General features: G+C 69.4%; 26 protein-coding genes and 2 pseudogenes. 18 read left to right on the plus strand and 10 right to left on the minus strand.

Going from position 1 to position 25,912, the window contains the following annotated elements; all coding sequences use genetic code 11:
- The first annotated feature begins 26 nt into the window (after positions 1 to 26).
- From LRS10_RS24660 to LRS10_RS23140, 3 genes are all read left to right on the plus strand, one after another.
- Positions 27 to 299, plus strand: a complete 273-nt coding sequence (locus tag LRS10_RS24660; protein WP_308238041.1) for a TonB-dependent receptor — start codon at positions 27 to 29, stop codon at positions 297 to 299.
- A gap of 288 nt (positions 300 to 587) precedes the next feature.
- Entirely contained in the window at positions 588 to 797 is a 210-nt protein-coding gene (locus LRS10_RS23135; RefSeq protein WP_257839510.1) for an MBL fold metallo-hydrolase, read from the plus strand.
- A complete protein-coding gene (locus LRS10_RS23140; RefSeq protein WP_257839511.1) occupies positions 794 to 2,170 on the plus strand; it encodes an alkyl sulfatase dimerization domain-containing protein in 1,377 nt (458 codons plus the stop codon). Before LRS10_RS23135 ends, LRS10_RS23140 begins: the two co-directional genes overlap by 4 nt.
- A 668-nt stretch (positions 2,171 to 2,838) precedes the next feature.
- Here the strand turns inward: LRS10_RS23140 and LRS10_RS23145 are convergent.
- Positions 2,839 to 3,147: a hypothetical protein gene (locus tag LRS10_RS23145; protein ID WP_257839512.1), complete on the minus strand. Its 309-nt coding sequence runs from the start codon at positions 3,145 to 3,147 to the stop codon at positions 2,839 to 2,841.
- Between LRS10_RS23145 and LRS10_RS23150 the strand changes: the two genes are divergently transcribed.
- Positions 3,146 to 3,289: a hypothetical protein gene (locus tag LRS10_RS23150; protein ID WP_257839513.1), complete on the plus strand. Its 144-nt coding sequence runs from the start codon at positions 3,146 to 3,148 to the stop codon at positions 3,287 to 3,289. The two genes, LRS10_RS23145 and LRS10_RS23150, sit on opposite strands and share 2 nt — an antisense overlap.
- Here the strand turns inward: LRS10_RS23150 and LRS10_RS23155 are convergent.
- Together LRS10_RS23155 and LRS10_RS23160 are read right to left on the minus strand one after the other, a co-directional pair.
- On the minus strand, positions 3,286 to 3,789 hold the full coding sequence (locus LRS10_RS23155; RefSeq protein ID WP_257839514.1) for a PIN domain-containing protein: 504 nt from the start codon (positions 3,787 to 3,789) through the stop codon (positions 3,286 to 3,288). The genes LRS10_RS23150 and LRS10_RS23155 overlap by 4 nt on opposite strands.
- A gap of 76 nt (positions 3,790 to 3,865) precedes the next feature.
- A complete protein-coding gene (locus tag LRS10_RS23160; RefSeq protein WP_257839515.1) occupies positions 3,866 to 4,306 on the minus strand; it encodes a helix-turn-helix domain-containing protein in 441 nt (146 codons plus the stop codon).
- A gap of 459 nt (positions 4,307 to 4,765) precedes the next feature.
- On the opposite strand from LRS10_RS23160, the gene LRS10_RS23165 reads away from it, so the two are divergent.
- The 9 genes and pseudogenes from LRS10_RS23165 (at position 4,766) to LRS10_RS23200 (ending at position 12,051) form a co-directional block, all read left to right on the plus strand.
- Complete coding sequence (locus LRS10_RS23165; RefSeq protein WP_257839516.1) at positions 4,766 to 5,233, plus strand: hypothetical protein; 468 nt, start codon at positions 4,766 to 4,768, stop codon at positions 5,231 to 5,233.
- 614 nt (positions 5,234 to 5,847) lie between these two features.
- The gene (locus LRS10_RS23170; RefSeq protein WP_257839517.1) at positions 5,848 to 7,323 is read left to right on the plus strand and encodes a hypothetical protein; all 1,476 of its coding nucleotides are present in this window, start codon (positions 5,848 to 5,850) and stop codon (positions 7,321 to 7,323) included.
- Positions 7,324 to 7,756: 433 nt separating this feature from the next.
- On the plus strand, positions 7,757 to 7,924 hold the full coding sequence (locus tag LRS10_RS23175) for a hypothetical protein (RefSeq protein WP_257839518.1): 168 nt from the start codon (positions 7,757 to 7,759) through the stop codon (positions 7,922 to 7,924).
- Positions 7,925 to 8,445: 521 nt separating this feature from the next.
- On the plus strand, positions 8,446 to 8,907 hold the full coding sequence (locus LRS10_RS23180; protein ID WP_257839519.1) for a hypothetical protein: 462 nt from the start codon (positions 8,446 to 8,448) through the stop codon (positions 8,905 to 8,907).
- Positions 8,908 to 8,965: 58 nt separating this feature from the next.
- On the plus strand, positions 8,966 to 9,532 hold the full coding sequence (locus LRS10_RS23185) for a hypothetical protein (RefSeq protein ID WP_257839520.1): 567 nt from the start codon (positions 8,966 to 8,968) through the stop codon (positions 9,530 to 9,532).
- A gap of 117 nt (positions 9,533 to 9,649) precedes the next feature.
- Positions 9,650 to 10,156 (plus strand): hypothetical protein, encoded by a 507-nt coding sequence (locus LRS10_RS23190; protein WP_257839521.1) that lies wholly within the window; start codon positions 9,650 to 9,652, stop codon positions 10,154 to 10,156.
- Positions 10,157 to 10,162: 6 nt separating this feature from the next.
- Positions 10,163 to 10,285 (plus strand): annotated as a pseudogene (locus LRS10_RS25520) (FAD-dependent oxidoreductase); the annotation flags it as partial.
- Between the two features lie 194 nt (positions 10,286 to 10,479).
- On the plus strand, positions 10,480 to 11,211 hold the full coding sequence (locus LRS10_RS23195; RefSeq protein ID WP_257839522.1) for a hypothetical protein: 732 nt from the start codon (positions 10,480 to 10,482) through the stop codon (positions 11,209 to 11,211).
- 255 nt (positions 11,212 to 11,466) lie between these two features.
- Entirely contained in the window at positions 11,467 to 12,051 is a 585-nt protein-coding gene (locus LRS10_RS23200) for an ECF-type sigma factor (RefSeq protein ID WP_257839523.1), read from the plus strand.
- Here LRS10_RS23200 and LRS10_RS23205 read toward each other — a convergent pair.
- Complete coding sequence (locus LRS10_RS23205) at positions 12,026 to 14,407, minus strand: serine/threonine-protein kinase (protein ID WP_257839524.1); 2,382 nt, start codon at positions 14,405 to 14,407, stop codon at positions 12,026 to 12,028. The two genes, LRS10_RS23200 and LRS10_RS23205, sit on opposite strands and share 26 nt — an antisense overlap.
- 52 nt (positions 14,408 to 14,459) lie before the next feature.
- A complete protein-coding gene (locus LRS10_RS23210) occupies positions 14,460 to 14,927 on the minus strand; it encodes a hypothetical protein (RefSeq protein ID WP_257839525.1) in 468 nt (155 codons plus the stop codon).
- Positions 14,928 to 15,516: 589 nt separating this feature from the next.
- On the opposite strand from LRS10_RS23210, the gene LRS10_RS23215 reads away from it, so the two are divergent.
- Positions 15,517 to 16,926, plus strand: coding sequence for a sensor histidine kinase (locus LRS10_RS23215; protein ID WP_257839526.1), 1,410 nt, complete (start codon positions 15,517 to 15,519; stop codon positions 16,924 to 16,926).
- A 522-nt stretch (positions 16,927 to 17,448) separates the two neighbouring features.
- Here LRS10_RS23215 and LRS10_RS23220 read toward each other — a convergent pair.
- Together LRS10_RS23220 and LRS10_RS23225 are read right to left on the minus strand one after the other, a co-directional pair.
- Positions 17,449 to 18,105, minus strand: a complete 657-nt coding sequence (locus tag LRS10_RS23220) for an anti-sigma factor (protein WP_257839527.1) — start codon at positions 18,103 to 18,105, stop codon at positions 17,449 to 17,451.
- The gene (locus LRS10_RS23225) at positions 18,102 to 18,590 is read right to left on the minus strand and encodes a sigma-70 family RNA polymerase sigma factor (protein WP_257839528.1); all 489 of its coding nucleotides are present in this window, start codon (positions 18,588 to 18,590) and stop codon (positions 18,102 to 18,104) included. Before LRS10_RS23225 ends, LRS10_RS23220 begins: the two co-directional genes overlap by 4 nt.
- 75 nt (positions 18,591 to 18,665) lie before the next feature.
- On the opposite strand from LRS10_RS23225, the gene LRS10_RS23230 reads away from it, so the two are divergent.
- Together LRS10_RS23230 and LRS10_RS23235 are read left to right on the plus strand one after the other, a co-directional pair.
- Complete coding sequence (locus LRS10_RS23230) at positions 18,666 to 20,000, plus strand: S8 family serine peptidase (protein ID WP_257839529.1); 1,335 nt, start codon at positions 18,666 to 18,668, stop codon at positions 19,998 to 20,000.
- Between the two features lie 84 nt (positions 20,001 to 20,084).
- Positions 20,085 to 20,729: a hypothetical protein gene (locus tag LRS10_RS23235; protein WP_257839530.1), complete on the plus strand. Its 645-nt coding sequence runs from the start codon at positions 20,085 to 20,087 to the stop codon at positions 20,727 to 20,729.
- A 20-nt stretch (positions 20,730 to 20,749) separates the two neighbouring features.
- Here LRS10_RS23235 and LRS10_RS23240 read toward each other — a convergent pair whose 3' ends face one another.
- On the minus strand, positions 20,750 to 20,890 hold the full coding sequence (locus tag LRS10_RS23240) for a hypothetical protein (RefSeq protein WP_257839531.1): 141 nt from the start codon (positions 20,888 to 20,890) through the stop codon (positions 20,750 to 20,752).
- 169 nt (positions 20,891 to 21,059) lie between these two features.
- Here LRS10_RS23240 and LRS10_RS23245 point away from each other — a divergent pair.
- A pseudogene (locus tag LRS10_RS23245) lies at positions 21,060 to 21,979 on the plus strand (transposase).
- Positions 21,980 to 22,318: 339 nt separating this feature from the next.
- On the opposite strand, the gene LRS10_RS23250 reads toward LRS10_RS23245, so the two are convergent.
- Positions 22,319 to 23,278 (minus strand): serine hydrolase, encoded by a 960-nt coding sequence (locus tag LRS10_RS23250; RefSeq protein WP_257839532.1) that lies wholly within the window; start codon positions 23,276 to 23,278, stop codon positions 22,319 to 22,321.
- 160 nt (positions 23,279 to 23,438) lie between these two features.
- On the minus strand, positions 23,439 to 24,956 hold the full coding sequence (locus LRS10_RS23255) for a carboxylesterase/lipase family protein (protein WP_257839533.1): 1,518 nt from the start codon (positions 24,954 to 24,956) through the stop codon (positions 23,439 to 23,441).
- 176 nt (positions 24,957 to 25,132) lie between these two features.
- Between LRS10_RS23255 and LRS10_RS23260 the strand changes: the two genes are divergently transcribed.
- Entirely contained in the window at positions 25,133 to 25,867 is a 735-nt protein-coding gene (locus tag LRS10_RS23260; RefSeq protein WP_257839534.1) for an IclR family transcriptional regulator, read from the plus strand.
- The last annotated feature ends 45 nt before the right edge of the window (positions 25,868 to 25,912 follow it).

Here is a 25,912-nt window from a genome sequence, read left to right on the forward strand (position 1 = left end):
GCGCGTCAGCTTTATCAGCGACAACGATGTCGGCGGGGCGGGGGGACGGGAACCCGCAGACGGTTCAGGATGGCTACGCCCTGCTGGGTGTTCGGCTCGCCCTGCGCGGCCCCGACGAGCGCTGGGAGCTCGCTGTCAGCGGCGAAAACCTCACCGATGAAGGCTATTGCACGCTGAAGTTCGGCCAGACCCTGGCCGGTCCGCTCGGCACCAACGACCCGGTGACCGGCGGCAGCCTGCAGCGGTGTTTCGTGGGCGAGCCGCGCACCCTCCGTCTTTCGGCGAAGGTGCGCTACTAGCCCATTGGGGGAGAGACGGACGCGGGCTCCACCTCCCCGAGCCTGCGTCCGTCGCCCAGCTGTGCGCCCACGCGGCGGCGGAGTCGCCTATGACCTTCACTATCTGGAACTCTCTGGTCGGAGCCGGCGCGGCGGCGATCCTGTGGCCGGCTGCGGCCGCCTCGGCGCCGCCGCCTAATCCCTACATGGGGGATCCGGTGGAGACAGTGGTCGCCCCCCAACGGCGCCATCATCAACGCCCAGCTCGCGGCGGCCCGCGCGGACGTCGGCAAGGCCCGCGTCGTCAAGGTGCGCGAGCGGGTGTGGACCATCCGCGACTTCTCCATCGTCAACTGCATCGTCGTTGAAACCCGCGACGGGCTCGTGGTCTTCGACACCGGCGTGAACATCGGCGAGGGCGAGACCTTCCTCGCCGAAATCCGCAAGCTCTCGAACAAGCCGATCCTGGCCATCGTCTACTCGCACTCCCACTACACGCGGGGGCCTCGGCGATCGTGAAGGGCGCAGGCCGCGCGGACGTGATGATCGTCGGCCATCCGCGGGTGGAGAAGAACCAGGGCGCGGCGTCCCTGGACCTGGCGCCGTCGCGCCAGCGGCGGGTGAACATGCAGTTCGGCAACCTGTTGCCGGCGCAGGGGCCCGATGCGCGGCTGGGCGTGCCTTCGCCGCCGGTGAGCGACCCGGCGAAGCTCGCGTCCGGGCACCTCGCCGTGACTCGGCCCGTGGCGGACGGCGAGCGTCTCGCGATCGGCGGCACGGAGTTCGTCTTCATCCATGCGCAGGGGGACACTGACGACAGCCTGAGCGTCTGGATTCCCGAGCTCTCCACGGTCGTCACCAATGTCACGGCGAAACAGTTCTTCGCCATGTATACGTTGCGCGGCGAGCCGTATCGGGATCCGCGGGGCATCATCGAAGGCTATGACGATATCCGGGCCCTGCAGCCGGAGCACTATGTCCCGATGCATGGCGACGCTGTCTCCGGGGCGGCCGAGATCAACCGGATCCTGACCGCGCATCGCGACGCCTATGCCTTCACGTTCAATCAGGCGATCCGCGGGATCAACAAGGGCTGGGGCCCTGACGAGTTGGTGGCCAACACCCACTTGCCGGAGCATCTCCGCTCCGAGCCCACCCTCTACCAGGGCTACTCCGAGTTCGACTTCGCCCTGCGCGGCATCTACCGCGGTCTGATCGGCTGGTACGGAGAAGACGCCGCCGAGATGCATCCGCCGAGCCCGGCGGTTCTCGGCGCGACGATTGTGGAAGGCTTCGGCGGCAGGGATCGGCTGCTGGCGCGCGTTGGACGCGCGATGGAACAGCGACAGTACGCCCTGGCGGCGAAGCTGGCCGGCTACGCCGTGGCGGCGGCGCCCGAGGACGCCGCTGCGCGGACCGCGAAGGCCGCAGCATTGCGCAAGTTGGCTCAGGTCTCATGGGGTACCCAAGGCTACAACTTCTACCTGACCGAGGCGCTGCACCTGGAGGGCAAGATCGACATGCATAAGTCGCCGGCCGCGGCGGCCACGCGCAGCTATTCGGGCGTCGCCGCAGCCCCGACCGCCGCCCTGGTTTCGGTCTTGGAGAGTCGCATCGATCCCGAGCGTTCTCGGCATGTGGAGAAAGCGCTGGCGATCCGTTTCCGCGACACGGGGGAGGCTTTCACCATTGCGGTCCGCCGCGGCGTGGCGGAGACGCGACCGGGCGCTGCGGCCGACGCCCTTCATTTGGAAACGGACCGGCGGTCCTGGTTCGAGCTCACGAAGCGCATCGTGTCAGCGGAGGAGCTCGTTCGGGAAGGCCGCATCTCGGCGCCCCAGGGCCAAGTCGCGAGCCTCGCGGCCTTCCTAGAGCTATTCGACGCCGACTAGACGCATGGCCAACCAGATGGCCCCGGATCATCAGGACTATCATGACCAGCGGCCAGCCCTACGGGGAGCCGTCGACATAGCGCAATCCGCGATACCCAATGTCGCCATCAGGCAGGCGCCGGGGGCCGGCGTTCGACCAGGACTAGATGCTTGGGAGCGACTTTCGAACGCCCCTTTGAAGGGTGTGGGGGTCCCGTTTCGCGGTAGCGGCTACCTTCGGTCGGAGTGTTTCCGAGAGCCAGGTTGTATTTTGGTTGCTATCGCCCGTGGCGGGAATGTTAAGTTTATGAACTTACTCGAGAAAGTCGCTGCAACAGAATTCCTGCCGAGGGTCCCTGCGACAATCTGTGCAGATCGCCTCGTGCGGATCCACGCGTCCCCAGCGTCGAGCGAGCAATGCCTGCTTCAGCCGGCGCAAGCGCCGCGAGGCGCTCACGCCGACCTTACCGGACCAGGGTTGGGCCGAAGCGTCCGATCCGCCCAGGCTACAGGCTAGGCTGGGCCCCTGCAAGGCGGGGACGCAACATCGTTCCTTCACCGCGAGCGGTGGAGTGGTGGCCTGGGTCTTACAGGTTTCCTTAGACTGCCCGTGCCCTTGCAGCCGAGGTGAACGCCCTCCTGCGGAGCGCGTGACTGCAGCCCCGGCGGCTGCTCAGGGCGCCCCGCATCTAGGCGTCCTCGTCACCCTCAATGGCGACTGAGGCCGCGCCCCCAAGGCCCTCGTATCGCCGCTCCGCCAGCCACTGCAGCCTCTTGGCCTGAGTAAGGAGCACCCGCCGCAGCCCGCCCTGGACCTTTCGTTCCGAAATGACTTGCGCCAGGCGCGATATGATTAGGGCCCTGCGAGCGATCCGGAAGTCGGGGTGCGAGCGGAGCTCGAACACGCGATCGGACACGATCTTCGCGCGATACGAGGGCGGGGCGACGACCGCCAAGTCGCCCGGCGGTGGGTCCTTTTCGTTGAGGATATCCCCCATGCCCGAAGACCCCAGGCCCCAACTCGACAAGTTCAAGGATCTCGCCCACGAGCTAGAGGCGGACGAGGACGAAGCGCGGTGCAAAGAGACGGTGAGGAGGGTCGCTCCCAAGGAGCCGCCCGCAACGCCTGATGGCTCTTAGAGCAGTGCGGAATATGGGCGCAGCTCAGCGACGGTGAGCGGCAGAGACCGAGCCTCCAGTCGCTCAAGATACTCTTCCACCGTCGCCGGGGGTTCTTGAGGCGGGCGCGACACCTCTGAGCCGCGATCACCAACCTTTGCGGCGTCCAACCCCATCTGATGCTGGATGAAGGTGTCCGGGTGCTGCAGTTCAATGTCGTAGTTTTCGAGCACCGCTTTCGGGAAATCCCGGCGGTTGAACGTGACGATAGCGTCGGCGCCGCTCTTGATGGCGGCTGCCAGCACATGGCGGTCGTCGGCATCCGGAAGGGTGAGAGCCGGAATGAGCTCCTCGTAACCTTCAACGAGGCAATCGAGCACGGCCGCGTTCATAAGGTCGCGGGTTCTGTGGAGCTGAGCTTCCGTGAGATCGGAACGGTTCTTGAGAACGTTCCAGATCCATTCGTCGTGAATTTCAGCGGTCCATTTCGCGCGGAAGAGCCCGGCCACTGCGAGTTCCATTAGCAAGTCTCGCAGCGGCGCGGGGGTAGAGGACGCACGCGTCTAGAACAACGGTGTAGCTCGAAACACGAATGGTCTAGAATCCTAATCTTTGGGTCTCTTCGGCTAGAGCATCCATCGCCGCAGAGCGTTCCTTCTTGAAGTTCTCTTTGTACTCGCAAATGTCCGTGAATCTCACGCGGCGATGAGTACCGACCTTGTGGTGAGGTATCTTCTTTTCGTTCAAAAGCTTAACAAGATACGGACGCGATACGTTGAGGTAGTCTGCCGCTTCTTGCGTCGATAGCTCCGCGTGGATCGGGATGATGGTGACAGCGTTGCCCTGACCCATCTCGATAAGCAGGTGGGACAGAAGGCGCGTCACTGCTTTAGGTAAGGCCAGCTCGTCGCCATTCTCCAGGCGCACGTGCAGAATGTCCTTGGCCGCACGCGCGATCGCACGACTTGCGGTCGCCGCAAGGTCTGCATCGTGCTCCGTGGGAATCACGGTGCCCGGCCGCTCCAGTAGGCCGTTCATAATCAAAGCTCCTGTTAACGCACCCTATATGCGCAATAAGCGCAACAAGCGCAATAATCGAAACGCCTTAACTGGCCGCTAAGTTTCCGGGTTTGCAAAGTATATAGTCGCCGACGGAAAGCGCCTTGCGGCGCTGACGACGCCCGGCGAGGGGCGGGTCGGCTTCGTGGTCCGGGGTGTGGCCGCAAGGCCCGCGCGCCACTCCAATGCGACCAACGTCGATTTGGAGGCCCGCTTCGGGACCGCGGACGCGGGCGGTCGTCGCCGCCGCCTCAGGCCGGGCAAACCGAACCATTCAGGCCTGGGATGTTCGCGCCAAGCTTGGGCCGAAGTAGGTCGCAATGGCTGATATCGCGCGACGTTCTTGGCGCTGGGCGCGTGGGTGACGGATCCATTCTCATGTCCTGATCCGCCGTGCGATCTCGTTCCCTCATCAGACCGGATGGGGAAGCGACGACGATGAACCGCGTTAGGATCTGGACGACGTTCAGCTTCGTGGCGGCCTTGATGGCGACGGCGTGCGCCCCGTCGGCCATGGCTCAGGACAAGCCCAGCCTGCGGGTATGGTCGGGCGACCAGCCGCCTCCCGAGTGGCTCGATGCGCGGGCCGAGGCCTTTTACGTCGCCCGACCGCCGGTCGACGCGGCTGAGACCCGTCGGATCGAACGGCTGATGGATCGGGTGTTCGACGCGTGGCCGACCAGCAGCCGGATCATGAACGTTATCGGCGCCCGGCCGGACATCTTCCAGCCCCAGCAGCCGGCGGGACGGCCGACATACGGCATCTTGCTGCGTCTTCGGGACGACGTGGCGCCCTTCGCCTACGGCGGCGCCTGCGGACGCGGCGGCCACAGCCGCTATCTCACGGCGCCCGGCGGAATGGTTCGACCGGCCTTCGGAGAAGAACTGGGCGTCGGCCTATCCTGAACTGTCGCTGGCCATGGCTGTGGGGTGGCGACAGGTCCAGGGGTACTGCAACGATCGCCTGGGGCTTCCGCCGCATGCGCCGGGCCAGGAGCCGGCCCCCACGTCGGCCAGCCAGGCCCTGAACAGCCTCGGCGCAGCCCTGGGCTTTGTGTCGCTTCGGGGCGGCAAGGATCGGTTCGGCCACGACTGGGGCTATTCCAGCAGCGGCGAGATCATCCTGCGCTCCGGGATCCGCAGCTTCGACCGCGAGCCGGCCTCCTACGACAACTGGACCGGGCTGGCGCGCAGTCTTGCGGGCGTCCGACGGGTGGATGTCCCGCTGTTCGAAGTCGGCGCCAACAGCGGCAGCGATGTCGCCTTCTGGGCCGTCCTGGGATGGGGCCGCCAGTGGAGCTTCTTGAACAACGCCTATGCGAGCCGTCCCGCCGATCCCGCCAAGGCGGCTTCCGTCCGCGGATGGCTGGACGCGGCCCTGATCCGCGCCGCTGGGGAGGACATGGGCCTGGCGCGGGCGCTGGCGAAGCTGAACTGGTCCGCCTTGATCGCCAACGGCGTGGTGCCTCGGCGCGCCGAGGGGCAGGGGGGTTTTCGCCCGCGAGGTCTGGCAAGGCGCCATGGTGGAGAACGGCGGCCGGAGCGGCTGCCTGCCGATCGAGCTTTCTTTGGCCAATGCCGTGAGAGAGGTGGACGTCACGCTCAAGGAGGCTTCGACCGACTGCCTCGTGGTCCGCTGGTCCGGCAAGACGCCGACGCAAGGCCTGCCCCCCATCTACACGGTGATCGCCGACGCGGGGGAGGGGGGCGTAGAGGCGCTGGAAGGTCTGCACCTGACCGCCCAGCAGGTCTGGCGAGCGCCGCCGGTCCGCGGGCCGGTTGAGGTGGAATACCACAGCCCTGTCGACATGGTGCGGCCTGGGATGATCGTCGAGGACACGCGGACCGGCGCGGCGGTGAAGTCCTGGACGCTCGTCCACAATCCGGACCCGGCGTTCGCCGACCAGGCCATGACCATCGCCCTGACCAATCTGCATCCCGCCGGGGAGGACAAGACGCGCGTCCGGCGTCTGCGCCTCACCGTGGGGCCGGGCGCCCACCAGGCCCGCCAGGCGGTCCGCGCGCGCGCCGCCGTCGAGGAGGGAGACTGCGAGACGCGAGACGTCGCCACCGGCGTGGCCAGTGAGGGCCTACCGCCCCAGGCCAGTTTTCACATAGCAGCGATGGATCCGACCGACTTCAGCATCGTCGGCTATCTCATCCCCGCCTCGGCTCCGGACCTCATCGCGCAAATGGCGGAATGCAGCCGCGTTCAGATCGCCTTGGGTTCGGCCATGGGCGCGCCCGCGCAGGGAGAGCGGCCGGACAGCCCCAACGCCGTGTGCCAGCGGACGAGCCGTGATGTGGCGGCGCTGGGCGCCTCGGCCATGGCGGCCGCGAGCTCCGGCGGTCTGACGTCGTTCAGCGGCGGCGGCCGCCTGCCCGCCTCCCAGCTGGACTTCCGCATTGAAGCTGCGGGAACCGTCTCCGGCCCCGGGCGCTACCCGGCGCGGCTTACGGGCGGCATGACCAACGCAGCGCTCCAGAAGCAGGGCCTCGTCCTACCCACCGGGATCGAGGGCGAGGGCGAGATCGTGGTGGAGCGCAGCACGTCCGGCGCGATGCTCCTGCGGTATCAGGCCAGCTTCTCGCCCCCAAGCGACCGCTGCGCGGCGACCCTCAGCGGCTCCATCTCCGGCGTGCTTCATTCCGTCGTCGCCTTGCCCTCGACGCCAGCCTCGGCCCGCACGCTGACAATGCCACCCCTGGTCGAGCAAATGGGCGAGCAGATGTGGTCGCGGCTATCCTCGGCCGAGCGCGCGGCCATGAACGCCGAGCCGCGGCGTGTCGACCCGGACGCCCCGGCTTCAGGCGGTGCGGATGGCGCGGCGAACCTCGGCCTGGCCTGCGATCTGACCGACGCCCAGGTCGAGGCGATCATCGCCCGTTTCGCCGCGACGATGCCGCCGCAGGCGCGTGGCGCCGTCATCGCCCAGCTCCGCGCCGACCCGGCAGGCGCGCGCCATTTGGCCTGCGCCTACAAGGACGTGGTGTGAGGCCATCCGCCGCGCCAGCCGGTGTCCGCCGAGGCCCCGTTTCTCCGTTCAGCGGAGGGAAGGACGAAAGGAGGCTTTACATGACGTGGCGCACCAGACCTTGGGCGGCGCAGCTTGGCGGCGTCTTGCTGGCGATGATCCTCATCGGCTGCGACGACGGGGTCCAGAAGGAGCCGGGGCAGGGGCGCCGGGGCCGCAACGGGTGGCGGAGAGGCCGCCGCGGCGGGCGACCACCAGGCCCTGGCCGGCCTCCAGGGCGGCGAAGGGCCGCGCCCCGATCCGGCGCTCCATCGCGCCATGGAGTGCTGGGCGCTCACCCATGGGTCCTACTTCCTGCACATGGCCTCAGCCGAAACGGCGCAGGGACTGCCTAAGGCAAGCCCCCAAGACTATCGCGCCTGGGGCAACCAGGCCGCCACCCTGATCCGGGACCGTGGGGGGGACGCTGGCGCAGTTCGACGCGCTGAAGAAGCGTTACGGAACCCAGCTGTTGAGTCCGGCTGAACGCGAGGAGGTCACGCCGCGCCTTCAGACCTGCATCGCGACGGCGCCGCGCCACATGCTGGATGTCGAGGAGCCCATCCTGACGGACGCGGGCTGACGGAGCCCGTCGGCCTGCGCGCCGCCATGTCCGGTCGGCGGGCGGGTTTCCGTACTTGATCCTGCACAGGTGGCGTTTTGGACAGGATATGACGATGAAGAGAGTGATGCTGTCGACGGGCATGGCGCTCGGGCTGTTAGCGGCCGGCGGGGCCTATGCGCAGACTCCGGCCATGGCCGGCGCGGCCTTCGAGTCGGACTGGGGCGAACTGACCCTTGAGCGCTGGGAGGGCCGGGCGGTCGCTGGACGTTTCGCGCATCAGAACGGCCGCTTCGAGGGCGAGCGCCAGGGCATGACGGTGAGGGGATACTGGTACCAGGACGACTCAGGGGTCGCCTGTCCCCGGCCTCGCAACGGCAAGACCCACTACGGCAGACTACAACTCGTCTTCTCCCGTGACGGTCAGTCCTTCGCGGGCGGGTGGGGCTATTGCGACGAACCTGCGTCCGAACGCTGGAGCGGCCGGCGGTTGATGTCGGGTGCGAGCGGCGCGGCCGCAGCCCAGGGCGCCGGATCCGGCCGTGGGCCGGGTTTATACGACCGACTTCAACGACCTGACGATCACCCGCTGGGACGCGGGCGGCGTGGAGGGGGTCTACGAGTACGGCGGCGGCCGGGTTCAGGGGGTGGCGCAAGGCTCCACCGTCACCGGCTACTGGTATCAGGACGCCTCGCCGATCAGTTGCGGCAAGCAGAAGAACGGCACGGCCTACTACGGTCGGGTTGTCTGGCGCTTCAACGCGGACCGATCCGCCTTCACGGGAAATTGGAGCCACTGCGAGGACGCTCCGGATCGGGAATGGAACGGGACCTTTGCTCGCATGCAGGGCCAGTCGGGCGCGGCGGCGCAAGGGACCGCCGCCGGACCCCGGAGCCCGGGCGCCGTTGAAAGCGCCGCTGCGCGGGCCGCGCGGGCGGCCGCCGAGGAGGCCGAGCGCCGGGCGCACGAGCGCATCCGCCAGGGTGTCGGCCGCCTGTTCTGAAGCCTGCGGCCGGCGGCCCGCACGGCTGCTGGCCAACCCCTGGCAAGGAGTCGCCGCCATGACCGCCAAGGCGCTGCCTGTCGCCCTAGCCTTGCTCCTTGTCCTTGCGGCGGGGGCTTGCGCGCAGGATGCGCCCGCGCCCGCGCCCGCGCCCGCGCCCGCGCCCGACCCGGACCGGGATCCGGGCGCCTCCGCCGCTCTCGAGCCGGTCACCGCCCATGACGAAGACGGCGAAGAGTCGCCTCGCGCGCCCGCGGGCGCTCTGCAGGCGAATTGGCGTGTCACGCGGCCGCAGGATCCGGCTGACGGCGCGGTGATGCGGCTGCACATCCTCCACGATGGCGAGGACCTGCAGGGCAGCTATGTGCTGTTCCAGCCCTTCTGCTGGATCGACCGGCCGCTGCCGCAGCCCTCCTCCGACGACTGCGAGTTCACCGACCTGAGCGCGTCGTTCGAAGGCGTCGCCCGAGACGGCCGGGCCCGTATCGTCTTTCGTCCCGGCGCCGACGGCCTCGACCATGTCCTGACCTTCGCCGTCTCCGCCGGCGCGTGGATCGACGGCGTCTATGCGCCCCCGGAGGCGGAGACGTCGATCCCGATCGTGCTGCAGCGCCAGCCCTTCTGATGTCCGCCTGCTTGGCCCTCTCCCGTTCTCCGTCACGAGGGGCGTGAACAGGAGATGAGCTGATGGCTCTGGTGCGTAGAACCTTCTTGGCGGGCGTCGGCGCCCCTGGGCGCAGGCATGGCGTCCGCCACCCTGGCCTTGGCGCAGGATGGGGGACAGATCACGATCCGGGTGCGCGACCGGCTAGACCGGCTTACCGAGGAGGACCTGCGCCAGGCGCTGCTTCGCGGCATGGAGCTGAGACTGGACGGCGCCGAGGTCACGCCGGTTCAGCTGTTGGCGGCGCGTTTCGAGCGCGGCCGGCTGGCGGATGTGTTCGCCTCGCGGCGCTTCGAGCTTTCGCCGCGCGAGACGGCTTTTCCAGGCGACATGCTGTTCCCCGGAGACATGCTCTTCCCGGGCGACATGCTGTTTCCCGGGGACATGCTGTTCCCAGGCGACATGCTGGTCCCTGGCGGCGGGCGGACCCTGCAGAACCGGGACCGCATCCTCGAAGACCTCGCCCGCCAGACCCTCGGACGCCAGCCCAATGGCGTCGTCTTCCTCGTCGTCGCCGCGAACGAGCAGACCCGGTCCCGCGGCCTGGGGGTTCCCATGCGGCCGACAGGAGATGAGCGGCGCTAGGCGGCCATGAACGTCGTCATTGTTGGCGGTGGGGCGGCGGGGCTTTCCGCCGCCCTCGCCGTCCGGCAGGCGGGGGCGTCCTGTGTCGTCCTGGAGGCCCGCCGGCGTGGCCAGGCCTCGCCACGCGGCGCCCATGTGCATCGCCTTTCCTCCGGCGCCGCCCAGGCCCTGGAGGCGCTCGAGGCGCTGTCGCCGGGAGCGCCTTCGCCAGGCGTCATCACCTTGGGTGGCCTCGAGCGGGACCTCGCCCGGGCCGCGGAGGCGGCGGGCGTGGACTTGCGCTTCCACGCCGCTGCGCTGGACGTCGTCGCCGAACGTGCGCGATGGCGGGTGCGGGGGGGGGGGGCGGCGTCGTCCATGCGGATCTGCTCATCGACGCCACTGGCGGGCGGCGCGCTGTCCTGTCCCTCCTGGAGGCGGTCCTGCCGGACGTCTTCATGGACGATCTGGGCGGCGCGGAAGCCTTCGTCAGCTGGACCGGCCGCGCTCGCGGCGCCTCGGGCGTGATCGCGTGGAATGATCCGGGCCGCCGCCTCGACGGGCTGATCCAGATCGGGCCCGCGGGGCGCGCGGCCCTGACTTGTCGCTATTCGGCGCGACGGCCGCCGCCGTCGTTGGACGACGTCATGCATGCGGTCTGCGACGTGGCGGGATCGGAGCTCGCGGGCCGCCTGGGCGGGATGAATTTCTCAGGCCGCGGCGTCCGTTACACGGCGCCCGGGGTGCAACGGATCGCCTTGGAGGAGACGGACCTCGCAGGGGCGCCGCCGCTCGCCCTCGTGGGCGACGCCTTACTGCTGGCGCCGCCGAGGTTCGGGGAGGGCCTCCAGCGGGCCTTCGAGCAGGCCCTGACGGTCCGGGCCGCCCTTCTGGCTGGCGACCAACGCGGGCTGGGCGCCCGACTGGCGCGGGACGCGCGCCGCTTCTGGGCCGGTGACGGACTGGCCGCCGCCTGCCGCACGGTCACGGCGTCTCCACTAGCCATCGCTCCAGAAGGGGACGGTCCTCGGACGGCCGCGGCGGCGTGGTCCTCGGGGCGCGCGCCTCCGCCGTGACCGTCGTGAACGCGTCCTTGCTCAATCCCCGAGCCCCTGCGCCTCGGCGAGCCAGCGCATCTGTTCCCGGGCGCCCCGGCGGCTATGGCGTCCTTGGCGACGACGCGGTTCGCTATGGCCTGGGACAGGACGGCGTGCGGGCGCAAGGCCGCGGACACTTCGCTTCGACACCGGTCACGCCTGGATACGTACGGGCGGTGGCAACCAATAGTTTTTCGGCGTAAGATATCCACGTTCAGTTGGGGCGAGGGGGTGATGACGGCGGGTGCGACCAACCGGATCGAGGACGGCGTCGTGCGGTCTGGAGCGGATCGGTTGGCGTCTGAGCTCTGGAGCGAGCTGCGGAAGATCGCCTTGCGCGAGCGGTTCCGCGTCAACGCCGGCGAAACGCTGCGCGCCACCGTCCTGATCAGCGAAGCCTGGCTCAAGCTGCGCCGACGGGGCGAATGGCGCAACGACGATCATTTCCTGCATTCTGCGGCGCTGGCGATGCGTCACGTGCTGGTCGATCACGCCCGGGCGCGACTGGCGGCCAAGCGCGGGGCGGGCAAGGTCGACGCCCTGACCGACGACATCGAACCTTTCTGGGAGAGCGACGATCGGCTCGTGGAGCTGGACGAGGCCCTGACCCGGCTGGGCCGCCTCAATCCGCGCCTGGCCCAGGTGGTCGAACTGCGCTTCTTCGCCGGATACAGCGACGAACAGACCGCCGCCCTCCTGGGCGTCACCGACCGCACGGTGCGCCGCGACTGGGTGAAGGCCCGGGCGTGGCTCTATCGGGAGCTGAACGGCGACCTGACGGCGTCGCTTCCGCCTAGCGAAGCGCGTATCGCGATCTGATCTGGTCGATGGCCCGGATCTGGGTCGCGCCCGCCGGCCCGAGAGCTGAGAGGGATCGCTGGGCGCCGTCCAGGAGCGACCGGGCCTCGTCGCCGCGTCCCTGGGCTGCGCGAACGCGCCCGAGGGAGACCGCCACGACGGCCGTGGCCGGGTGGCTCTCGCCCAGCGCCGCCCGCACCGTCCGGAGCGCGGCCTCGCTCAGGCCCGCCGCCTGGCCGGTGCGGCCCAGGCCCAGATAGGCCTCGCTCAGTCCGGCGACGGCAGAGGCATAGTGCAGGCTGCCAGGGCCGGCGTGTTCGCGGGCCATATCAACGGCCTCCTCCAGCAGCGGAACGGCCTCGCCCGGCCGGTCCAGCTGCAAAAGCGTCTTGCCGGAGTTGCTCAGCAGGGCGGCCGTGGCCGCGGACGGCCCATATAGGCGTCGACGCACATCCAAGGCGCGCCGGAACAGCGGTTCCGCGCGATCCGGACGGCCTTGCAGCACTTCGAGCGCGGCGAGGTTGTTCAGCGTGTTGAGGGCGTCCGGCCCCGCGTCGAGCCCGGCGGCGTGCCAGACGCCCAGGGCGGCGCGGAAGGAGGGGATCGCCTCTTCGGGGCGCCCGGCCGCGGTCAGCATCACCCCCAGGTCATTGTGGTAGACACCGGTCTCCCGGTGGTTCGCGCCGCTGAGCGCAATGCGGACGGGCAGGTTGCGCTGCAGGAGCGCCACCGCGTCCTCGACCCGGCCTCGATCTCTCAGCAGGCGGGCCTCCACCAGGCGGCTGTCCACCAGCTGGGAGCGCCAGCGATCCGGCTCGCGCCGCCAGAACGCCTGGGCCTGTTCGAGATGGCGCGCCGCCGCCGCCTGCTCGGACTTGCGCAGCTCGACCTGGGCCAGGTCGTAGGCCGCGGACGCGACGATGTGGGGCTCCACCCCGGTGGTGCCGACCAGGCGCCTGAGCAGGGGTTCTGCCGCCTCATAGTCGTTCAGATAGAAGAACAGCTCCCCCAACATCTTCACTAGCGGGCCGCCACGCCGGGGGTCGGCCTCGAACTGAGCCAGCACCTGGCCCGCGGCGTTCTCCAGCACCTGGGCGACGTCGGCGTCAGGTCCGCCCGTCTCGGCCGCGTTGCGGAACATGAAATAGAGATACTGCTGCACGGCCTCGAGCCGCGCCTGTTCGCGCAGGGCCGCGTCCCGCTGCACCTCGGCTCGTTCGGCCTGCACGAGAGCTGCGCCCAGGCCCCCCGCAAGGCTCAGCACCACCGCGGCGGCCGCGGCGATCGGCCAGCGCCGGCGGCGCAGGAAGCGGCCGAGCGCATAGCCCCGCTCGCCCTCGCGCGCCTTGACGGGCTGACCCGCCAGGGCTCGGGTCAGGTCCTGCGCAAAGGCTTCGACGGTGGCGTAGCGCGCCTGGGGTTCCTTCCGCAGGGCCCGGGCCAGGATGGCGTCCAGGTCGCGCGCCAGAGCGCCGGGCGCAGACCCGGAGGGCGCGGCTGTCAACAAGCGCTCGGCCGGCGCCTCGGCGATCTTGCGGACGGCCACCGCCATGGGATCGCCGGTCACCACGATGGGCGGCCGCCCCGTCAGCAATTCGAACAGGGTCGCGGCCAGGCCGTAGACGTCGGTCATCACCGTGGCGGACGCGCCTTCGAGCAGTTCGGGCGCGGCGTACTCGATCGAGACCGGGGTTTCCGTGCGCGCCCCGTCGCCGGCCGCCATCAGCCGCGCCACGCCGAAGTCAATCAACCGGGTGCGGCCATCCTCCGTAACCAGGATGTTGGAGGGCTTGATGTCACGATGCACCACCAGCTTGGCGTGGGCATGGGCGACGGCCTCGCACACCTCGAGGATGAGTCCGACGCGCCGTCGCACGTCCGCGTGCTTGGCGTCGCACCAGGCGTCGATTGGCGCGCCGTCCACATACTCCAGCACCATGAAGGGGCGGTTGTCGGCGCTCAGCCCACCGTCCAACAGGCGGGCGACGCCGGGGTGCTCCAATTCCGCCAGGATCTGGCGCTCGGCCTGGAACCGGCTCCAATAGGTGGCGGGCAGCGGCCGCATCAACTTCAGAGCCGCCTGCTGTCGATAGGCGCCGTCGGCGCGCTCGACGCGGTAGACCTCGCCCATGCCGCCGCCGCCCAGGCGGTCGGCGACCTGCCAGGCCCCGAAGCGGGCGCCGCATTCGAGATCGGCCGAGGGCGCCGCCGCAGGGCCGAGGAAGGCGGCACTGTCCTCCGCCGCCGCCAGCAGCGACAGGGCCTCCCGTTCCAGCACTGCGTCGGAGCCCAGCCGGTCGTGCACCAGGCGCCGGCGTTCGGATGGGGGATGCTCCAGCGCCTCGTCCAGGGCCGCCTCGACCTTTTCCCAATCCACTTCAGCCCCCTGTCGCGGTTCCTTGTAAGCTCTGCGGTTCCTCCCGGCGCGGTCAACCCTCGCCGAGGCTGTAGACCAGGGTCACGAAACTGCCCCGCCCGTCGGTGGTCCGCGCAATGCTGACCTGCAGCCCGCGATCGGAATCGTCCGGATGACTTCCGGTCAGCATCAGCGTGCCGTTGAGATTGAGCTCGTCCCGGACGCTGAGGTCGGAGCGGTCGAGGACGCCGCGATAGAAGGCGGCGACCTGCTCGACGCTGTCGTCGACGCGGAACGTCACCATGCCGCCCTGGTTGGCTCCCGTCTGCTGCGAGCTGGTCCCGGCCACGGAGCTTTCGATCTGCGCCCCGCGGTACATTGGCGCGAAATCGGGCATGTTGGTCGGCGGCCGGGCTCCCGCGCCGGTCTCGATCGTCGCCCGTTCTCCGGTCTCGGCATTGCTGACCGTTCGGGTCTGCCGGCCGTCACACCCACCCAGAAAAAGGACGCCCGCCGCCGCACACATCACAACTCGACGCATCCAACACCCCCAAGGCTTCGCTCCTGCACAGGGGAACGGTAAGCCGCGCTGGTGGCGGACATTGGCTCGATTTATTGTCCCGGTCTCGCGGGTGCGGCCTCTTTGGCCCGGACCAGGCTCTCGCCCGAAGCTCCGCTCTCGCGATGAGCGGAGGCCAGACGGCACAAGCGTTCGCCTCGCGCTTAATCGCAGCCGCTGGAACTCGTCGTCCTTGGAGCCGATTGCCGCGATCAGCCGGTAAGGATGTCCTGCGCGTCGACGAGCCCCCCCGACTTCTCCGGGCAGCTTGATCTCTGGCCGCCTTCTACCCCCGCAGCCGGTGGTCGAACGCCAAAGCCGAATCTACCCCAGGCGCGTGTCGCACGGCTTTGACCTGAACGATGGCTTGCCGCTGCAGCTGCCATCGACCTGCAGGCGATCGTGATTTATGGCTGGCGCTCGTTCATCGATGCCGTGCTCCAGCAGGCACAAACGTTGCCATGGCACGTTGCCGGTCGACGCATACCCCCCGCACGGCTGAGCGGGTTTATTCACCTGGGGTGGGAGCGCCGATCTCCTGGCCGCGGTAACCGAGAGCAAGGCAGTCCGGATGTCGATCGTGCGCGATCCAACCTCGCCCCGTCCCATGAGCGGCGAGGATGCATTCCGAGCTGAGGTGTTGGCCCGGTTCGGCGTCGTGCCGAACTTCTTCCAGACCGCCGGGGAGGCTCCCGGCCTGGTCCGAGAGCTCTGGGCCTTCGCGAAATCAGCCTATCTCGATAATCCTCTGCCGTCCCTGTTCAAAGAGCGGCTGTTCGTGCATCTCTCGCGCTTTTGCGAGGTGCGGTACTGCATCGTCCGTCACGTCGGGTTCCTGGTCGGCGCCGGACGGCCTTCGGGCGATCCAAACGCCGCGCCGGAGAGCGTGGATCAGGTGATTGCGTTGCTTCGGCGTCCGGGTGCTCCGGACGCCGACGAGATCGCCGAGAGCCTGGATCGGCTGACGGCTCATGTCGCGCCGCTCGCGGCGATGCCGGAGGCTGGCAGTGAGATGGAGTGGGATGTCTTCGTCGCGGCCGGCGTCCTGTTTAACAGTCCCAGTCAAGGTCGCCGAGCGCGAGCGGCTCTGCGGGCCGCTCTGGGGGGTGAGGCGCTCGAGCTTCTCACCGCCTATCTCGCCTTTATCCGCACGGCCCACTACTGGACGCAGACCCATCCGGAACTCGCCTTCGAGGAGGATGTGGAGCTGCTCATGCGGCAACATGAGGAGCTCGCCCAGCGTATGCTCGATCCGACGGACAGCGAGCGTTGTCAGATCGGCGCACGCCTGTTCGACGAGCTGGAGTCGCTGCGCGCAGAGCGCGACGAGCGCACCGCCTTGCGAGAGGCGCTCGCCCGGAACGAAGAGGCTCAGCGTCACCAGCGGCTGCTCATCGACGAACTGAACCACCGCGTAAAGAACACGCTCGCCATTGTCCAATCCATCGCCGCCCAGACGCTCAGGAGCAGCGATACTCCGCCTGCGACACAGAACGCTTTCATGGCGCGGCTTATGGCTCTTGCGCGCGCGCACGACATTCTGACCGCACAGCGATGGGACGGCGCGGAATTGCGAGATTTGCTTACGCAAGTGCTCGGCGTTCACCCGGCCGTGCGGTGGCGCACCTCGCTTGAAGGTCCGCGGATCCGCTTGCGGCCGCAGCCAGCCGTCGCGCTGGCGATGGCGACGCACGAACTCGTCACCAACGCCCTGAAATACGGTGCGCTCTCGAACGAAGCCGGGAGGGTCGCCATCGTCTGGGCGGTAGAGGGGGCTCCGACCTTTGAAGCGCTGCGCCTGTGCTGGTCTGAACATGGCGGTCCCACCGTGACGCCTAGCGGTCGAAAGGGATTCGGTTCGCGCTTGCTGGAGCAGGGCGTCGTCCGAGAACTCAAAGGCGAAGCCAGTCTCGAGTTCCGCTCGGATGGTCTGAGGTACATGATCATGGCGCCGCTTGCGGAAATCGATCGCGGGGGCTGACGTCGAGCCATCATCTGCTCGACGGAGCGCCAACCGCTTGCCTCGGGCCGTCCGTTCAGAGGCCTTGGCGGTCGGTTGATGACGGGCGTCAGGCCTGCCGAACGCCGCAATGGTGTTGCGAGACCACCGTGCCTGGACGCTCGGGCGCCAAGGCGGCTGACCGACTGGCGGCGCGCCTTCTTGAAGCTGGAGCGCCGGGAGTGTCGCCAGCTACTCTGGGAGGGCCTGCACAAATTCATCGGGCTCTGGAGCCTGTGGTTGCGGTGACCGCGATCTGGTGCTTCGCCGAGATGTTGATCCCCGCGACATGGCTCCCGCCAACCTGTTGGATTCGCCCGCACCGATAGCCGCCGTCAGGCTGAACGGAGGCCGACCCGCTTTGCGGCGCATACGACGGAGCGCCGGTTTCTCATAAGCGCTTGCCGTGCCTTCCTGGCGCCTAGCAGTCCTAGGCAGTATCGCGAACTAGCTGACCGAAAGGCCTACGCGTCGCGACCCCGTAGGTCAGTCATGCGAGCTAGCTCACGGCTTCCAGCCTCGGGCCCGGGCCGCGCGTTCGGCGGCGGCGTCGAGCGGCTCGCCGGCGATGAGAGCGTCAACGGCGGCCAGGACTTCGGGCGGGGTGTCGACACCGGCGGTGCGGTAGTCGACGTTCGCCGGGGCCCAGGCGGTGACGGTGCGCAACCGCCAACCGCCGCCGTCGCGGCAAGCGAGGCCGGCCCGGCGGTCGGGCGCGCTCTGAAAGGTACGGCAGTAGCGGCCGTCGTTCGCCTGGAAACTCAGGCCCACCTGGATGGGCCCGCCATCGGCGGCGAGCTGGCGGTCCAGCGCCTGGGCGAGCTGACCGCGGGCGGCCAGCGCGTCGGGCTCGACGATGGTGGTGCGGCCGACGAGGACGCCCGCGACCAGGCTGGCGGCGACGGCGGCCCAGTGGGGCAGGCCGAAGCGCTTGGCGGGCCGGTCGTTGACAGCCTGGGCGGCGAGGGTCAGCTCCAGCGGCAGCGCCTCGGCCAGCACCGGGTCGTAGGCGGCGGCCAGACGGGCACGCAGACGCCGCTGGGCCGCCACCTCGCGGGCCAGCGACGGGTCGACGGCGATCTCAGCCTCAAAGCGCGCGCGGGCCTGAGCGTCCAGCTCACCGTCCACGTAGGCCGCGACGGTCAGGTCCCGGTCCTTCATGCCCCCTCCAGCGCCGTCAGCACGGCCTGCCGGTTGCGGACGAGGCGACTCGTCAGCGTGCCCTGCGGCACCTCCAGCACCTCGGCCGCCTCCTTGTACGAAAGCCCTTCCACCAGCACGAGCGCCACGGCCAGCCGCTGGTCCTCGGGCAGGGCGGCGATAGCCCGCTCGATCTCGGCGGCCTCCAGGCGCGCCTGTTGCGCGGCCGCGCCGTCCAGGCCCACGTGGGCGCCGTCATCCTCGGCGACGACGACTTTGCCCCGACGGTTGCGGGCGCGGCTCTCGTCTATCCACGCGTTCTTCATGATCCGGAAGATCCATGCGTCCAGGCGGGTGCCCGGAGCCCATTGGCCGACGCGGGTCAGGGCCCGTTCGACCGTCAGCTGCACCAGATCGTCCGCATCCGCCGGATCGCGCGTCAGCACGCGGCCCAGCCTGCGCAGGCGCGGTAACAGCTCGACGATCTGTCGCTGGAAGGACTCCAAGGTTCCGCCTTCTTCCTGGATGAAACGCTGCGGATGGCGCGTTTCATCCGTCATGACCCCAAAGAAGGCAATTCGATGAGGGCGAGAACTGCGGGCGTGGTCTTGGGGCTGGCGGCGCTGACCGCGGCGACGCCAGCGCTGGCCCAGCTGCTGGGGCCGCCGCTGCCGCCGCTGGTCAGAGGCTTGCCGAACGCGGCCGATCGGCTCGAGCGGGCCCCGCTCCGGCTGGAGGATCCCGCCGAGGGCCTTCTGGCGCGCACTCGCGACGTGAGTGAGGCGGCGTTGGCGGACCTGCGGCGGCTCACTGTTGAGCGCCTGTTACGCGAGCATCCGCGCTACGTGGAGGCGGACGAGGCGGGCCGGCCGGTCGTCCGCGGCGAGGTGCTGGCGCTGACGCTGACGCCGGACGCGCTGGCGCGGATCGAGGCGGCGGGCTTTCGGGTCGCGCGGCGCGGGGAGCTGGGCGGCCTGGGACTCGAGACCGTGGTGCTGAACCCGCCGAAGGGCGTCTCCGCCCGGGAGGCGGTGCGGCGGCTCGAGGCCATCGACCCCGAGGGCGCCTATGAGTTCAACCATCTCTATCAGGCGAGTGGCGAGGCGAGGGCGCCCGGCCGGTGGTCGGCGGCCGGCGTCGCCCCCGGCGCGGGCGCGGCGGCCGGCTTGCGGCTGGGTCTGGTGGACGGCTCGGCGGCCGCCGACCATCCGGCGCTGCGACGGGCCAAGGTCACACAACGCGCCTTTGCGCCGGGCGGGCCGCGCATGACGGATCACGCGACGGCGGTGGCCTCGCTGATGGTGGGCCAGGCGGGCCCTCTCAGGGGCGCGGCGCCGGGCGCCAGCCTCTATGTGGCTGACGTTTATGGGACGACCCCAGCCGGCGGCTCCGCCGAGGCCATCGCTCGCGGCCTGGCCTGGCTGGCCCAGAACCGTGTGCCGGTGGTGAACATCAGCTTGGTGGGGCCGCGCAACCGCTTGCTGGAACAGGCCGTGGCGGCGCTGAACGCCCGCGGCGTGGCGGTGGTCGCGGCGGTTGGCAATGACGGCCCGGCGGCCCCGCCGCTGTACCCCGCCGCCTATCCGGGCGTGGTCGCGGTGACCGCGGTGAACGGTCGGCGCCAAGCGCTGCCCGAGGCCGGACGCGGGGCGCACGTGGCCTTCGCCGCCCCAGGGGCGGATATGGCAGCAGCCGGCGCGGGCGGGGGATACCTCGCGGTCCGCGGCACCTCGTTCGCAGCCCCCCTGGTGGCCGGGCTGATCGCCCAGCAGGGCGGCAGGACCGACGGACTTGCGGCGGCCGACCTGGGCGCCGCCGGGCGGGACCCGGTCTATGGCGGCGGGCTGGTGGGCTTCGACTTGCGCACCGAGCCCCGCCGCGTCGGCGCGCGCGCGCTGGCGCTGCGGAGTCACTGAAGACAGTCGGCCGGCGGCGGGATGAAACGCCGCGGTGGCGTCGTTGGACCTTTCGAAGCACGGCCTTCGATGAGGAGAATTTCGATGCGCAAGATCAACCTTCTGACCGCCTCGGCCCTGAGCTGCGGCTTCATGTTCGCCGGCGCGGCCCATGCCCAGCTGCTTGGCGGCGGAGGCGGCCTTGCGGGCGGCCTCGGCGGTGGCTTGGGCGGCGTCACCGGCGCCTTGGGCGGCTCGGCGTCCGGCTCCGGCTCAGTGTCCGGCGACACCCGCGCCGCGGGTTCGCGAATCCGCGGCGCCACGGACACGGCCACGCGGACCGGCCGCGGTGCGACCCGCAGGGCGAGGAGCGCAGCCGAGGCAGGTCTCGGCCACGCGCGTTCGGCGGCTACGGACGCCGGCTCGGCTTCCGCGTCGGCTTCGGGTTCGGTGGCCGGCAGCCTCCCCGGGACCTTTGGCGGCCTGACCGGCGCGGCAGGCGGCGACGCCTCCGGCTCCGGCTCGGCGAGCCTCGACACGTCGGGGATCGGTTCGACGGCGTTGGGCGGGGCGGGCCAGGCCCGCCGAGCGGCGCAGGGGGCGCTGGCCCAGGGCCGTTGGGCCGCCGGGCAGGCGCGCGGTCAGGCCAGCGGCGCGGCAGACAGCGCGGGTGGCCTGGAGTCCGACGCATCGCGTCAGGGTTCGGGCCATGCCTCTGGCGGGACGCAAGCCTCCGACGGCGCCGGCTAGATGGGCGCCTTGGGTTCGGGTCAGGGCTCGGCCGACGCGTCCAGCCAAGGTTCGACCGGCGCCTCGAATGGCCTGGGGTTCTCGGCCGCAGCTTCGACCTCCGCCACCGCCTCCGGTACGGCCCAGGCGCAGGCCGAGCGGCGGTAATCGGCGGCTCGCATGGGCGCCCCGTCCAGGCGCATTCTAAGCCTGGACGGGCGCACGAGGCGGCAGCGAGAAGGCCGACCAAGTTGTGGTTTGTGGAAACAGCCGAAAGGCCGCTCTGGACTAAGGCTGTGTAAAAAAACGCGAAGCAGGGCAGACGCCTGACACACGGCTCGGGAGGGGCAGATGAGCCGCTTCGTCGAGGGTGAAGATCGCCGTCAGCCGGTGCTGCTTCCCAGCTGCCTGGACGGCTATGTCAGTGACGAGAACCCGGCGCGGGTGATCGACGTCTTTGTCGACGAGCTAGACCTCAGAAGCCTGGGCTTTGAGATCGTGCCGGCGGCGACGGGCCGGCCGGCATACCACCCGGCGACGCTGCTGAAGCTCTACATCTACGGCTACCTCAACCGGGTGCAGTCGAGCCGGCGGCTGGAGCGCGAGGCGCTGCGCAATGTCGGGCTGATGTGCTGACGGGGAAGCTGGCGCCTGACCACAAGACGATCGCCAACTTCCGGAAGGACAACGGCGAGGCGATCCAGGCGGCCTGCGCCCACTTCATCGTGCTGTGCCGGGAGATTGGGCTCTTCACCCAGGCTGTGGCGACCGTGGACGGCAGCAAGTTCAAGGCGGTGAACACCCGGGACAAGAATTTCACGCCCGCCAAGCTGAAGAAGCGGATCGAGCAGGTGGCGGAGCATATCGCCGGCTACCTGCAGGAGCTGGACACCGCCGACCGGCTGGAGAGTGAGGCGGTCGAGGCCCGCGCCGTGAAGCTCAAGGACAAGATCGGGGGAGCTGCCAGGCCTGCGCGCTGAAGCCCCAGTGCACGCCCAGCGTCGAACGCCGGATCACCCGCTGGGAGCACGAGGCCACCATCGAGGCGCTGCAGCGGCGGATGGATCTCGCGCCCTACGCCATGCGGGCTCGTCGGCGGATCGTCGAACACCCCCTTCGGGACGATCAAAGCCTGGATGGGCACACCCACTTCCTCATTGCGGCTCCCCAACGTGAAGACAGAGATCAGCCTCCACGTCCTCGCCCAAAACATGAAGCGGGTGATGCAGATGCTCGGAACGGGGCCGCTGATGGCGGCGATCCGGATCTGAAGCAGCGGCGCGTCTCGCGCGTGCTGCAGATCAGCGGATAAGGGCCGCCAGCGCGTTCGTGCACGGCCTCGACTCTTAGCTGACCTAATGAAGGTCGGCTCCAGGATTTGGGGTTCGAGCTTTGGTCGTCGTCCGACCGTGGAAACTTCGAACTTGGGTCGCCAGCTAGGCATTTGAGCACCATGTGGAGCTCCACCACGATGTGCGGCAGGTCACCTGCCGACCTTGGTCACGTCGGTGCAAGTCCGACCGTCAGCATCACGTCGCAGCGCAAACTCTCGCGAAGCGATGTGCGCCAACCCGGTCAGCATCCTGTTGTTAGAGCCACCGCAGCTTTGATCAGGAGCGTGCAACGTGGGGCAAGGCGACGTTGAGGGCAGCGAACGCGCCCTCCGCCGTCAACGAGTTTCGACCAAAGCCCATCGTCGCCACCACCATGTCCTCTTCAGGAAGAACGAAGCAGAACTGACCTCGGGCCCCAGCCGCCATGTACATCGAGCGCGGCGCGTTCGGTATCCGCCCTGTCCCATTCAGCCACCAGAGGAAGCCATAGCTGGGGTTCAGCGGCGACGGAGAAGTCGCCTCCTTGATATAGCTAGCGTCGATGAAGCGGCGCCCGCCCCACCGCCCGCCGTCGAGGTAGAGCTGGCCGAGCCGGGCCAGGTCGCGGCATGACAGCAGGATCGAGCCGCCGAGGCGGACGTTGTCCGAGCTGTCGATCCCCTCCGGCTGGTAAACCAGCGTCTCGCAGCCCAGGGGCCGGACAACATGGCTCATCATGTAGCGATGGCTGCTCATGCCGCTGGCGGCGGCCACCACATCGGCGAGGTGGTCCGCGACCGCGCCGTCGTAATAGAAGGTTTGGCCTGGCGGGATAGACACCCCATAACCTGATGGCGAGCCGGGCTCACCCTGCTGCTGCCATGCATACTCCACGCCGGGGCCAGGAGGGGCCGGATCGTCCAGGCGGCGCGGTGGGACCGAGCTGGGCTTAACGTTGAGTGTGCCGCCCGACGTCATTGTCAGCATGTGCCGGATGGTCACGCCGGGCTTCAGGCCCGATCGCTCGGGTGGGTGATACCGGGCGGCCAGGTCGTCCAGCTTTAGCAGGCCCTCTGTGATCGCGCGCCCGACCATCGTTGCGCCAAAGGACTTGCCGGCGGAGAACGAAACGTTCCTCCATTCTGGCGTCGCTCGGGCGTACGGCGTCTCCCAATATCGTTCGAAGACCAGGCGGCCGTGGCGGATGATCACCAGCCCTTGCCGCTCGCCGGTCGCGCCGATCCGCGCGGCGGCCATCTCGAGCGCGGCCGACGACAGCCCATGGTCCTCCGGCCGCGCCGCTCTCCAGGGTCCGGCGCCCGGGCCGCGGGCGCTGATCCGCGCCTGCGCCGACGAGGCCGCGAGGAGGCCGAGCCCGCCGGCCAGCAGGCGGCGGCGGTCGCATCCGGTCCCGCTGTCAGCTTTCATCGCGGGCCGTCGCACGCACGGGCGGATAGCGCTCCATGAAGCGTCGCTCGCCGGAGAAGGGGTCGGCGAGGAGCCGGGGCGGCACGTCGAACAGCATCACCTTTCTGCTCTTCATGTCGTAGGGGGCCCAACGTGGCAGGCCGTCATGGTTGGGATCGCCCGTCCGCGCGAACGCGAGCCAGGCATTGGCCATGCTGTCGGCCATGGCGCGCGTGGCTGGCGTCTCCGGCCCGGTCAGATTGGGCGCCCGGGCGACGTTGTCGAACATGAACGGCAGGTCGAGGGTGTGCTGGCTGTACCGCCGCCCGCCCTCTGCTGGCGATCGCCAGGTCAGCTGATACATCCAGGTCGGATTGGCCGCGCCGTTCATCCGGCTGCGGGCCTCGGCCATCAGCGTCGCGTTGCGGATGTACGAGCGCCACGACGTGATCTTGAAGAACAGCTCGGTCGGAGAGGCGGCGGGCGCGCTCGCCCGGAAGGCTTCCACGGCGGCGTCCACGTCGCCATCCGGGAGATAAGTCGTCAGGCGTCGGCGCAGACCCGCGTTGTCCAGCTGATAGACCGCCGGGTCGCGGCCCAGCTGGTTTGATAGCTCGGTCTCCGTGGTCCCCACCATCAGGGGAACGCGTGCGGTGGAGGCCGGCGCGTCGGGCACGAAGGGATGCTGGCGGAAGGCGATCCCGTCCATCACCGGCTCGAATCGGTAGCCGGCGGCGGCGATCACCTCCCGCTGAGCCGCCTGCAACTTGTCGACAGGCGTCTTCTGCAAGGCGCCCGCATCGCGCCGCGCGATCCCCAGTGTCTTCAGCAGCGCGTCGGTGAGGCGGCCGGACTGCTCGCGGGTCTGCAGGAGCAGGTGTGAGCCGGATTGGACGATTCCCCTATGGAACAGCCCCGTGGCTTCCTGCCCGGCGAAGCAGACACTGACCTTCCGGCCGCCGCCCGACTGGCCGTAGATCGTCACATTGCCAGGATCTCCGCCGAAGCGGTCGATGTTCTCGCGGACCCACCGCATGGCGGCCACGAGGTCCAGGTAGCCGCAGTTTCCTGACTGGGCGAACTCGGCGCCTAGCGCCTCTGACAGATCGCAGAAGCCCAAGACGTTGAGGCGATGGTTGATGGTGCAGAGCACGACGTCTCCGCGCTTCACCATATTGCTCCCGTCGTAGAGCGGGCTGGAGCCACTGCCGGCTTCGAAGCCGCCGCCGTGAAACCAAAGCAGGACCGGTCGCCTGCCGCGGTCCGCAGCCGGGGTCCAGATGTTGATGCGCAGGCAGTCTTCGCTCATCGGCGTGGCGGCGGCCAGTCTCCCGGCGTACTGCGGCGCCTGGTCGCCGTAGTCGAATGCGTCGCGCACGCCGCTCCAGGCCGGAGGCGGCCTGGGCGGCAGGAACCGGCCGGCGCCGCCGGTGTCCGCCCCGTACCTCAGGCCCTTGAACACCAGTACGCCGCCCACGGCCCGGCCGCGCACACGTCCCTGCGCCGTCTCCACAACAGGCTCGCTCATTGCCCACCCGCGGGAGGCGACCCCCGCGCCTAAGACGCTCGCAAGCACGGTGCGTCGATCCATGTCTCCTCCGCGCGTTCCGCGATACGGAACGATGTTTCGAGCAATTCCGCTCGGTTCATCGGCCATTGTCAACCGCGCGCTTCCGGACGACAGGAGGCGGGCGAGGAGGGGCAATGGACAGAGCTGTGCACCGGGCGTTTCGGATTCTGGAAACCGTCACGCGGGCTAAGGAGCCGATGCGGCTGTCGACCATCGCGTCGAGCCTGGAGCTCCAGAAGAGCACCGTGCATCGCATCCTGCAGACCCTGGTGGCCATGGGTTATGTCGTCCAGGAGCCGAATGGCGGGCGTTACCGCCCCACGCTCCGGACCTGGGAGATGGGGTCGAACGTCTTGCACGACCATCCCGTGAAGCGCGCGGCCGCGCCCTTCCTGGCCGAACTGCATCGCGTGACTGAGGAGACGGTCAGCGTGATGGTCCTCGAAGGCGATGACGTCATCTATCTGGACAAGCTCATAGCGCCGCGGCCCATCCGCTTCACCACGCGCGCCGGCAGCCGGGTGCCTGCGCCGCTGACGGCAGGCGGCCAGGCGATGCTGGCGTTGGAGCCCGACGCCCGCGCTGTGGTCGAGCGTGTCGCGCGGCGCTTGCAAGCGGAGCGAGCCTTCGACGCTGAGACGGTGCTGGCGGCGCTGGAAACGGTCCGGGCGCGAGGCTATGCCGTCTCCCGCAACAACCCCGACGTGGTGAGCGTCGGCGCAGCCATCCTCGGCCGCGATGGTCGCGCGGCCGGCGCGCTCTCGGTTTCGGCGCCGGCCGAGCGCATCGACCCGGCGCGGCTCGAGGCCACCGTCGAGGCGGTTCGGGTCATCTGCACCCGCATGGCGGAGTTCCTCGGCCGGCTCTGACCTCAGCCGCCCCCCTCCCAACGCGCACAGCGCCAGCGCGGATGA

It is taken from the genome of Phenylobacterium sp. J426 (assembly GCF_024699945.1).
In the GTDB taxonomy this organism is placed as follows: domain Bacteria; phylum Pseudomonadota; class Alphaproteobacteria; order Caulobacterales; family Caulobacteraceae; genus Phenylobacterium.

Excerpts from the sequence above, each read along its gene's own strand:
- LRS10_RS24660 (WP_308238041.1), top strand. The coding sequence starts at position 27 with ATGTCGGCGGGGCGGGGGGACGGGAACCCGCAGACGGTTCAGGATGGC.
- LRS10_RS23155 (WP_257839514.1), bottom strand. The coding sequence starts at position 3,789 with ATGGAACTCGCAGTGGCCGGGCTCTTCCGCGCGAAATGGACCGCTGAA.
- LRS10_RS23170 (WP_257839517.1), top strand. The coding sequence starts at position 5,848 with ATGGTGGAGAACGGCGGCCGGAGCGGCTGCCTGCCGATCGAGCTTTCT.
- LRS10_RS23235 (WP_257839530.1), top strand. The coding sequence starts at position 20,085 with ATGCGCAAGATCAACCTTCTGACCGCCTCGGCCCTGAGCTGCGGCTTC.
- LRS10_RS23215 (WP_257839526.1), top strand. The coding sequence starts at position 15,517 with ATGTCGATCGTGCGCGATCCAACCTCGCCCCGTCCCATGAGCGGCGAG.
- LRS10_RS23250 (WP_257839532.1), bottom strand. The coding sequence starts at position 23,278 with ATGGCCGCCGCGCGGATCGGCGCGACCGGCGAGCGGCAAGGGCTGGTG.
- LRS10_RS23210 (WP_257839525.1), bottom strand. The coding sequence starts at position 14,927 with ATGCGTCGAGTTGTGATGTGTGCGGCGGCGGGCGTCCTTTTTCTGGGT.
- LRS10_RS23255 (WP_257839533.1), bottom strand. The coding sequence starts at position 24,956 with ATGAGCGAGCCTGTTGTGGAGACGGCGCAGGGACGTGTGCGCGGCCGG.
- LRS10_RS23240 (WP_257839531.1), bottom strand. The coding sequence starts at position 20,890 with ATGCGAGCCGCCGATTACCGCCGCTCGGCCTGCGCCTGGGCCGTACCG.
- LRS10_RS23200 (WP_257839523.1), top strand. The coding sequence starts at position 11,467 with ATGACGGCGGGTGCGACCAACCGGATCGAGGACGGCGTCGTGCGGTCT.
- LRS10_RS23260 (WP_257839534.1), top strand. The coding sequence starts at position 25,133 with ATGGACAGAGCTGTGCACCGGGCGTTTCGGATTCTGGAAACCGTCACG.
- LRS10_RS23220 (WP_257839527.1), bottom strand. The coding sequence starts at position 18,105 with ATGAAGGACCGGGACCTGACCGTCGCGGCCTACGTGGACGGTGAGCTG.
- LRS10_RS23150 (WP_257839513.1), top strand. The coding sequence starts at position 3,146 with ATGCCCGAAGACCCCAGGCCCCAACTCGACAAGTTCAAGGATCTCGCC.
- LRS10_RS23230 (WP_257839529.1), top strand. The coding sequence starts at position 18,666 with ATGAGGGCGAGAACTGCGGGCGTGGTCTTGGGGCTGGCGGCGCTGACC.
- LRS10_RS23185 (WP_257839520.1), top strand. The coding sequence starts at position 8,966 with ATGACCGCCAAGGCGCTGCCTGTCGCCCTAGCCTTGCTCCTTGTCCTT.
- LRS10_RS23195 (WP_257839522.1), top strand. The coding sequence starts at position 10,480 with ATGGCGGGTGCGGGGGGGGGGGGCGGCGTCGTCCATGCGGATCTGCTC.
- LRS10_RS23160 (WP_257839515.1), bottom strand. The coding sequence starts at position 4,306 with ATGAACGGCCTACTGGAGCGGCCGGGCACCGTGATTCCCACGGAGCAC.
- LRS10_RS23145 (WP_257839512.1), bottom strand. The coding sequence starts at position 3,147 with ATGGGGGATATCCTCAACGAAAAGGACCCACCGCCGGGCGACTTGGCG.
- LRS10_RS23190 (WP_257839521.1), top strand. The coding sequence starts at position 9,650 with ATGGCGTCCGCCACCCTGGCCTTGGCGCAGGATGGGGGACAGATCACG.
- LRS10_RS23165 (WP_257839516.1), top strand. The coding sequence starts at position 4,766 with ATGAACCGCGTTAGGATCTGGACGACGTTCAGCTTCGTGGCGGCCTTG.